The sequence below is a fragment of the Aquimonas sp. genome (genome assembly GCF_044377145.1).
In the GTDB taxonomy this organism is placed as follows: Bacteria; Pseudomonadota; Gammaproteobacteria; order Xanthomonadales; family Xanthomonadaceae; genus Aquimonas.
Genome location: NZ_JBILJQ010000128.1, coordinates 1 through 7,098 on the forward strand (window position 1 = coordinate 1; position 7,098 = coordinate 7,098).

General features: G+C 57.7%; 6 protein-coding genes. 4 read left to right on the forward strand and 2 right to left on the reverse strand.

What is annotated here, in order from left to right; translation table 11 throughout:
- The first annotated feature begins 168 nt into the window (after nucleotides 1–168).
- The 4 genes from ACIQ7H_RS21260 (at nucleotide 169) to ACIQ7H_RS21275 (ending at nucleotide 3,916) form a co-directional block, all read left to right on the forward strand.
- The gene (locus ACIQ7H_RS21260; protein ID WP_395795331.1) at nucleotides 169–1,221 is read left to right on the forward strand and encodes a hypothetical protein; all 1,053 of its coding nucleotides are present in this window, start codon (nucleotides 169–171) and stop codon (nucleotides 1,219–1,221) included.
- A 253-nt stretch (nucleotides 1,222–1,474) separates the two neighbouring features.
- A complete protein-coding gene (locus ACIQ7H_RS21265; RefSeq protein WP_395795333.1) occupies nucleotides 1,475–2,401 on the forward strand; it encodes a hypothetical protein in 927 nt (308 codons plus the stop codon).
- A 244-nt stretch (nucleotides 2,402–2,645) separates the two neighbouring features.
- The gene (locus tag ACIQ7H_RS21270; RefSeq protein WP_395795335.1) at nucleotides 2,646–3,461 is read left to right on the forward strand and encodes a DNA polymerase beta superfamily protein; all 816 of its coding nucleotides are present in this window, start codon (nucleotides 2,646–2,648) and stop codon (nucleotides 3,459–3,461) included.
- A 143-nt stretch (nucleotides 3,462–3,604) separates the two neighbouring features.
- Nucleotides 3,605–3,916, forward strand: coding sequence for a DUF705 domain-containing protein (locus ACIQ7H_RS21275; protein ID WP_395795337.1), 312 nt, complete (start codon nucleotides 3,605–3,607; stop codon nucleotides 3,914–3,916).
- A gap of 792 nt (nucleotides 3,917–4,708) precedes the next feature.
- On the opposite strand, the gene ACIQ7H_RS21280 is transcribed toward ACIQ7H_RS21275, so the two are convergent.
- Together ACIQ7H_RS21280 and ACIQ7H_RS21285 are read right to left on the reverse strand one after the other, a co-directional pair.
- Nucleotides 4,709–6,382 (reverse strand): diguanylate cyclase domain-containing protein, encoded by a 1,674-nt coding sequence (locus ACIQ7H_RS21280; protein ID WP_395795339.1) that lies wholly within the window; start codon nucleotides 6,380–6,382, stop codon nucleotides 4,709–4,711.
- Nucleotides 6,382–6,969 carry an alpha/beta fold hydrolase gene (locus ACIQ7H_RS21285; protein ID WP_395795341.1) on the reverse strand — a complete coding sequence of 196 codons (588 nt, stop codon included), beginning with the start codon at nucleotides 6,967–6,969 and terminating at the stop codon, nucleotides 6,382–6,384. The genes ACIQ7H_RS21280 and ACIQ7H_RS21285 overlap by 1 nt, the downstream gene beginning before the upstream one ends.
- Nucleotides 6,970–7,098: the final 129 nt, after the last annotated feature.

The window sequence follows — 7,098 nt, forward strand, 5'->3', positions numbered from 1 at the left end:
AGTGCCGGGCGAGTCGATGGGCCGCCAGAGCTGCGCGATCTCGGGTCGAAGCATCAAAAAATCGACTCGTGGGACACAAAGGGGTCATCCGGTCGCGTTGTTCAGAGCTTCCCTAGGACCGAAAACCACAGTGGCACATGCGTTTCCGCAGAAGGAGATCGAAAGCAAATGAAGATGAATTTCTGGATTGTTTTTGCAATATCAATGGCTTTTCCGGCATCCGCAGTCGAGGTGAGATCGCTGGGCGACATGTCCACCGTCGACTTCTCGGGCAGTGGCGAGAAAATCGCTCAAGCGAGCCAAAGCCCTCTCAAATCCGATGGAATAACAAACCCTGCCAGACTCTATCCCCCAAGCTGCGTCTCGCATCCTTTACCTACGAGCCCACAGGGACCAGGACTCGCCATTGTGGGACGCCTTCGCGATTACTCGACAGGCGCAACCGTAAACGTCAACTTGGGGTTCTGGCGGGTGCCATGCTCAGCCAGCAAGAGTGCCCTCCTCCTGACCATGAGCGTAGCAGCCGGCAACGTTCTAGTCCCACAGTTCCTTATCCGTCAAGACGGCAAGGAATGGCTTGCACGCTTGTCCTATGAGCCGAATACTCGGCAATCATTCGCGCTTGTGCACCTGGGCCAACGCGTAACCACATATGCAGTAGAAATCGGGGAGGGGGCATTCCAAACACAGGGGGCGCCTGATCTGAATCGATCATTCACAATTCGTGGTGAATATCCGGAAGGCACCATAATGTCTGAAACGTTGGTTCCGGCCTACTCAAGCACGGACTACGCCAACGTGCCATCCCTGCTTCCGCTCAGTGGCCGTTTGACTGGTTCTTATTTTCAGCCGGGCCGAGGCGGTGAAGGCATCCTTCTAGAGGTCGCTGAGGCAGGTGCCACAAGTCTGGTCGTTGTCAGCTGGTACACCTTTGACGCTGAAGGCTTTCCTTTCTGGCTCGTCGGATCAGGAGTTTTCACGCCTGGCGCGACTAGCATCACAGTGCAACTCGCGGGCAAGGCGGGGGGTGGTTTCGGAGGCCAGTTCGAGCCAGCTCAGCTTCAAGACTTGCCCTGGGGTTCAATCACCTTGCGGTTTCCCAATTGCAACACCCTCGACTTTAGCTTCGCGTCAAACCATGCAATTCAGGGCTTACCAACTGGATCAGGAAGCAGGTCCTGGACCCGTCTGACCTCAGTTAATGGTTTCGCTTGCGACTGAAACTGAATTCAGCAAGCGGGGCTCAAGAGCAGAGTGCCTAATCTATCCGGGGCTAAGCCTTGCTTTGCCAGATGCCTCAGTTCATCTAAGCCGCCCCCTCCCGACAACGAATAATCAGAATAGGAGTCAGCTCAATTCGCCTCGATGATCCAATTTGTCCGACGCCTTTTCTCAAACCTGCGTCAACCGGACCTTGCGCACAAAACCGCGCAAGGCCGATTCCGTTGAGCGTTAGAACCCTAAGGGGTCGACCATGGCAGAACCTAGCACTCAAGCACGCAACAACACCTTCGTCAGAGTTCTGATCGCCCTGCTTTGCCTACTCATTGCAGGGATGGTTCTCTTCAGGTTTCTTTCCATTGATCCGGTCGGAGAGATTTCTCCAGGTTTGCTGTCGTTAATTGGGCTACTGGTTGTGCTTGTGCTCTCCGAGGTTTTCGATAATTTTTCGGTCGGAAAGCTACTCTCATTTACGCGTGAGATCCGGAAGAAGGAGGTTGAGGTTGAAAAGCTTGAGAAGCAGAACGCATATTTGCTTTCGCAGCTGATCCACGTTAGTAACTCTCAGGCTCAGCGCCAGAGTAGTACAACCGTACAAGGTGATTACTATGCCTCCCCTGCCACAATCCAGCGAGCGACAGAAGCAGAGGTGGAAGAGAAGAACAGCACCGAGAGCCGCGCGCTTTCGGTTATAGCGGCAGAAACTCCTGCTCGCACCCGTATGAACTGGGCGAGAGCTGAGGATATTGCGCTTACGAAGATCCTCCAGCGCCGCGGAATCAGCCCATCGAACCTGATCAAAGATGCGAAGCTATCGTTTCAGTTTCAGGGAATTGATCCAATCAGCAACGTCCAGCCCATCTTCGATGGATATGTGAAGAGCGTTGAGCATGAGACGTTCATCGATATCCGTCCTGAACGCCTAGTCAACCCAATTTACCGGGATCGATTGTATGTAATGCTCTCCAAGATTCACCATTACCGCGTGACAAGGAACGTCGAAGCTCACCTTGAGCTCGTCATGCTTAAAGTCCCTGGCGAGGAGGGGCGCGCTATCTGGAGTCCGTACGATCGCAAGCGCTTCTTCCAGAGCTTTGAGCCAGCGATTGCTAGCGGCCTTCTGCAGATAGAAGACGTCGAGTTTACCGACGAGGAAGCAGCGCAATGTCGCGAAGGGTGAAAACGAATAAGGGGTCAACGAAATCCGGGGTCACCATTGCGCCGCCCGTGTCAGCAGGGCTGACAATGGAATCCGGGATCACGTCTTGTTTTGGCACATCCGTATTCGTAAAGGATGTCGCTGGCGCCCGTCACCCGACCGATAGGTCGAGCCTGTCTGGCCCTCCTGACTCCCCCGCCGAGAAAGGCCGCGACGTGTCGAAGCATGAGATAACCCAAACCTTCCTTCTTGTGGCTCTGAGTTCATGACTGGCGAATCAATTGTAGGTGGCGCGATTCGCGACGAGATTCTGAGGCGGCTGCGTGCAGCGGAGATTGAGCATGGGGTTCGCATTCTTTACGCCTGCGAGTCCGGTAGCCGTGCCTGGGGCTTCGCGTCGCCGGATTCGGACTACGACGTGCGTTTCCTCTATGTGCGGGACGCGGACTGGTACCTGTCCTTCGACGTCGAGCGCCGCCGCGATGTCATCGAGTACCCGATCACCGATGAGATCGACTGCGGCGGCTGGGACCTGCGCAAGGCGCTGTACCTGCTCACGCGCACCAACGGCGCACTGATGGAGTGGTTGAACAGCCCCGTCCGCTACATCGAGGAAGGCCCCTGCGCGGAAGCGCTGCGGGCCCTCGCGCCGCAGGTGATGAACCGCACCGCGCTCTGCTACCACTACAGCCACATGGCACGCGGCAATGCGCGCGAGCACCTGTTCCATGATCAGGTTCGGCTGAAGAAGTACTTCTACGTTCTGCGCCCGCTGCTGGCGATCCGCTACATCCAGCAGGGCTTGGGCGTTCCGCCCGTGGAGTTCGAGCGCTTGATGGACAGCGTGCTGCCCGAATCGCTCCGGCCCAGCGTGGAGCGCCTGCTTGAGGCGAAGCGTCGCAGCGGTGAGTTGGGGGTCGGGCCCAAGGTCGAGGAGATCAACCGCTTCGTCGAGGAAGAGTTCGAGCGCCATGGCCCTGAGTTTTCCGGGCAAGGCCGACCCGAAGTGCTCGGCAGAGACGTAGTGCATGACGAGCTCAACGAGCTCTTCAGGGCGGCGGTTCGGGCGGGCTCCGCATAACCAAGCCTGCAAGTTCAACTCATGCGCCACGCGGCATGAACACATAAGTGAATCGGGGGTCAGGTCAAGACACTTGACCCGGTCTCGCATAGTGAGTCCTATTGGCGGATGATCCGCCGCTTCCGCTGCCGCCAAACCGGAAAGTGAGCCATGAAGTGAAACAGCGCGTGGTTTTGGTAGACGTGGATGACACCTTGGTTCGCTCTGTCGGGACCAAGCGCATTCCCATGCCCTCGGTCATTTCGAGTGTGCTTGACCTTCATAGGGCCGGCGTTGCGCTGTACCTGTGGAGCTCAGGTGGTGCCGAGTATGCGAAACGCTCGGCCGTCGAGCTCGGAATCGAGCAGTGCTTTATCGCGTTTCTGCCGAAGCCGGACGCCTACTTGGACGATCAAGCGGTCATCGAGTGGCGTTATTGCCAACACTTTCTTCCCGGCAACGCGGGCTACATCTGACCAAGCGCGGATCACCTGCCTTTAGGACAGCTCAACTGTTGGGAACCATGGCGCCATGAACTCCGCAACCGGGGATTTCCCGTTCACTCGTCTCAAGCTGCCGCCCGGGGAGAGAATTCATTGGAGCGCGTCAAATCCAACCTTTCATCGAACATGGGACTACGGGCTGGCCGCGACTGGACAGGCGTTCTATCTGTACAGCCCCTTTTGGCTCTGGCTTGCCCGATGGCGTCGGGTTCCCTTGGAGTGTATTGAGTCTGCGCAGTTCAAGGATTCAAGGTGGTCGCCCTGCCTCGTTATTCAGTGCTCGAGACGGAAAGTTCGTTTCCGCACGCCCCTTGACTGCAAGATTGAAATGGATTTCGATCGGGAGAACCTTCTGCAGGCCGCGCGGGTTATAAATCGAGCTGTGACGGGACATCGCCCGTTATGAGGAATCTCATCGGAAAGTGCTAGCGGTGGCTGTTTCTTCCCACGACCAAGTAGCTGCCGGATCCCGGTCGATCTGGCTCCCCTTGATTTGGCCAAAAAAATCAGGAAATGCGGGAGGCAGAGTCCGCTTTCATTGAGACCGGGATTTGCGTGGCTGAAAGAACCGAGAAGCAGAGGTGGAATCTACTTTGCGCGGGCCAATCGAAATTCTTGTGTCCACCCGCCTTTGCAGGGTTTCTCTGTCGCGATACGACCCCACAGGAAGCCCAAAGTGAGACGGGATCCGTCGTATTGACGACCAGCGCTAGCCAAGCATTGAAGCGGCCGAGCATGCAGTGGCTTCCGGGGTTCCAGCACCAGTCACAATGCACTCACCGCAGGCGAAAAACGCAGCGTGTTCTTGCCGGAACTTTTCGCGAGATACATCGCCTCGTCGGCGCTTTGCATAAGTTGGGTCGCGCTGGGTCCATCGTCCGGGTGAATTGCAATTCCTATCGACACACCCACTCTTGTAGCGTTGCCCTGAACCAGGATGGGCTGGTTGATCGCTTCGATGATGCGCTCAGCGATCTGCTCGATCTCGCCCTTGCTGGCAGGGTTGTCCAACAGGATCAAAAACTCATCGCCGCCAAGGCGCGCCACCGTGTCCGAATGCCGAACCAGCCCGGTCAGCTTTTTGGCAACGCTGTGCAGCATCTGGTCGCCGGCTTCATGGCCGAAGCGGTCGTTGACTTCCTTGAATCCATCCAGATCGAGGAACAGCAACGCAATGCCGCGAGTCTCCCGATCGGTGATGCCGATGAGCTGACTCAGGCGCTCCAACAGCAGCGTGCGGTTTGGCAGGTCCGTCAGCGGATCGTGCAATGCCAAGTGCCTGAGCCGTTCGTCCTTCTGCCAGCGCTCGGTTATGTCATTGAAGACCGTCACATAGCGAACCGGCTCATCGATATCGCTGCGGATCGTGGTGATGGTCTGCCGTTTCAGGAAGGTGTCGCCGTTCTTTCGTCGGCTCCAGGTTTCGCCCTCCCACTGCCCTGTCTCAATCAGCTTTCGTGATACCTCGGCAAAATTCGTTCTATCGTGATGATCGGATCTGAGGTTGCTGACAGTCTGCCCGACGGCCTCTCCGGCGGTGTAGCCCGTGATCGCGGTGAATGCCGGGTTGATCGATAGAATGTTCCAGTTGGCGTCATGCACGACGATGCCCTCTATCGTGTTCTGAATGATGCTGGCCGCCAGCTGCAGCTCGGCTTCCGCGATTTTCAGCATGCTCACATCCATCAGCAGCGCAAAGAAGCCGATCACGTTGCAGGTGGAATCAAGGTCTGGAATGTAGTGGGCGAGCACGTATCCGGTGCTGCCGTCGGCCTTGATGAGCTTTCGCTCAAAGTGCTGTACCGAGCCGCTGAGCGCGCCCTTGATGTAGGGCTCGTTCAGCGCGTAGAGCCGTTCCCCAAGAACGTCGCGCATGTTTGAGACCAACACCTGTTCGGGAGACTTGCCAAGCCACTCCATGCAGGCTCGGTTTGCAAAGCGGCAGCAGCGATCCTGATCCCAGTAGGCGACCATGCCGGGCATTGCGTCAGTAATGGTTTTGACAAACTTTTCCCGCTCGGCGAGTGACTTGGCCAAGCCCAAAGCGTCGTTGCGCGCGCCGACCAGTTCCGCTTCGAATTTGCTGCGCTCCTGCGCCACGAAGAAGGCCCAGTAGAACCGAGCCTCGTCACTGGAGTTGTCCTTGCGGCAGTTCACCATGACCGGAATGCGCGCGCCGTCCGCCCCGATCAACTTGAGATACAGCTCGGATACGCACCCGTCCCGCAACAGCATGGGCCAGACGTGCGTTTGCATGAAGATGCGGCTGGCGGGCGGCAGGAACTCATCCATCGTTCGTCCGCTCCAGTGCGCCGCGTCCTGGCCGATCAGGCTGATCAAACCCTGGTTGGAGGCCAGAACCTGCCCAGACTCATCGTTAACGAGCGCCGGGCACGGCAGCTTGTCGAACATGGATTCGATCAGCACGGTGAGTTGCATCAACCAGCAGCAGGCGCTTGCAGATAGCGCCGGATGGCGTCCACCACCAGATCCGGGCGACTCATATATCCGCAGTGGCCCACCACGTCGAGCACTTCAAGCGTGCTGCGCTTGAGGTTTGAATGCATGTAGGTGCCAACGCTCAAGGGCGCGAGCGCATCAAGCCGATGCTGAAGAATCAGGCTGGGGCGCGACACTTTCGGCAGGTCGGCCCGGTTGTCAGCAAAGAACGTGGCGTGGGCGAAGACGCGCGCGGCGACGGGATCCGTCGAACAGAAGCTGTCGGACAGCTCGCCTGACACCGCTGTGTGATCCGCTCCACCCGCGACCACGGGGGCGAGGTAGTTTGCCCAGCCGATGTAGTTCTGATCCATCAGCGAAACGAGATCTTGCAGGTCCTGCCGCTCGAAGCCCCCTGTGTCGTCTGGCGGCATGTTCATGAAACAGGGCGATGGGCCGATAAGGACCAAGCGCTCAAAAAGCTCCGGTCTGGCGATGGATGCGAGCAGTCCAATGCTGCTGCTGACCGAGTGCCCGATGAAGGTCACGCCGCTGCGCAGGTTCAGCGCATCGCATACCTCAATCACATCCTGCGGAACGCGTCAACCCCTTTGAGACAGCCTGTTCACCAGATAGCTGTCATTCGTTCTCCTGAGTGGCGGATTCGCTCATGCTTGCGATCTCGTTGCTTCCGAGTTCACTGGGCAGGGTCACGA

Bases quoted from the DNA above. Each gene is read 5' to 3' on its own strand.
- ACIQ7H_RS21260 (WP_395795331.1), top strand. From the start codon at position 169: ATGAAGATGAATTTCTGGATTGTTTTTGCAATATCAATGGCTTTTCCG.
- ACIQ7H_RS21265 (WP_395795333.1), top strand. From the start codon at position 1,475: ATGGCAGAACCTAGCACTCAAGCACGCAACAACACCTTCGTCAGAGTT.
- ACIQ7H_RS21270 (WP_395795335.1), top strand. From the start codon at position 2,646: ATGACTGGCGAATCAATTGTAGGTGGCGCGATTCGCGACGAGATTCTG.
- ACIQ7H_RS21280 (WP_395795339.1), bottom strand. From the start codon at position 6,382: ATGCAACTCACCGTGCTGATCGAATCCATGTTCGACAAGCTGCCGTGC.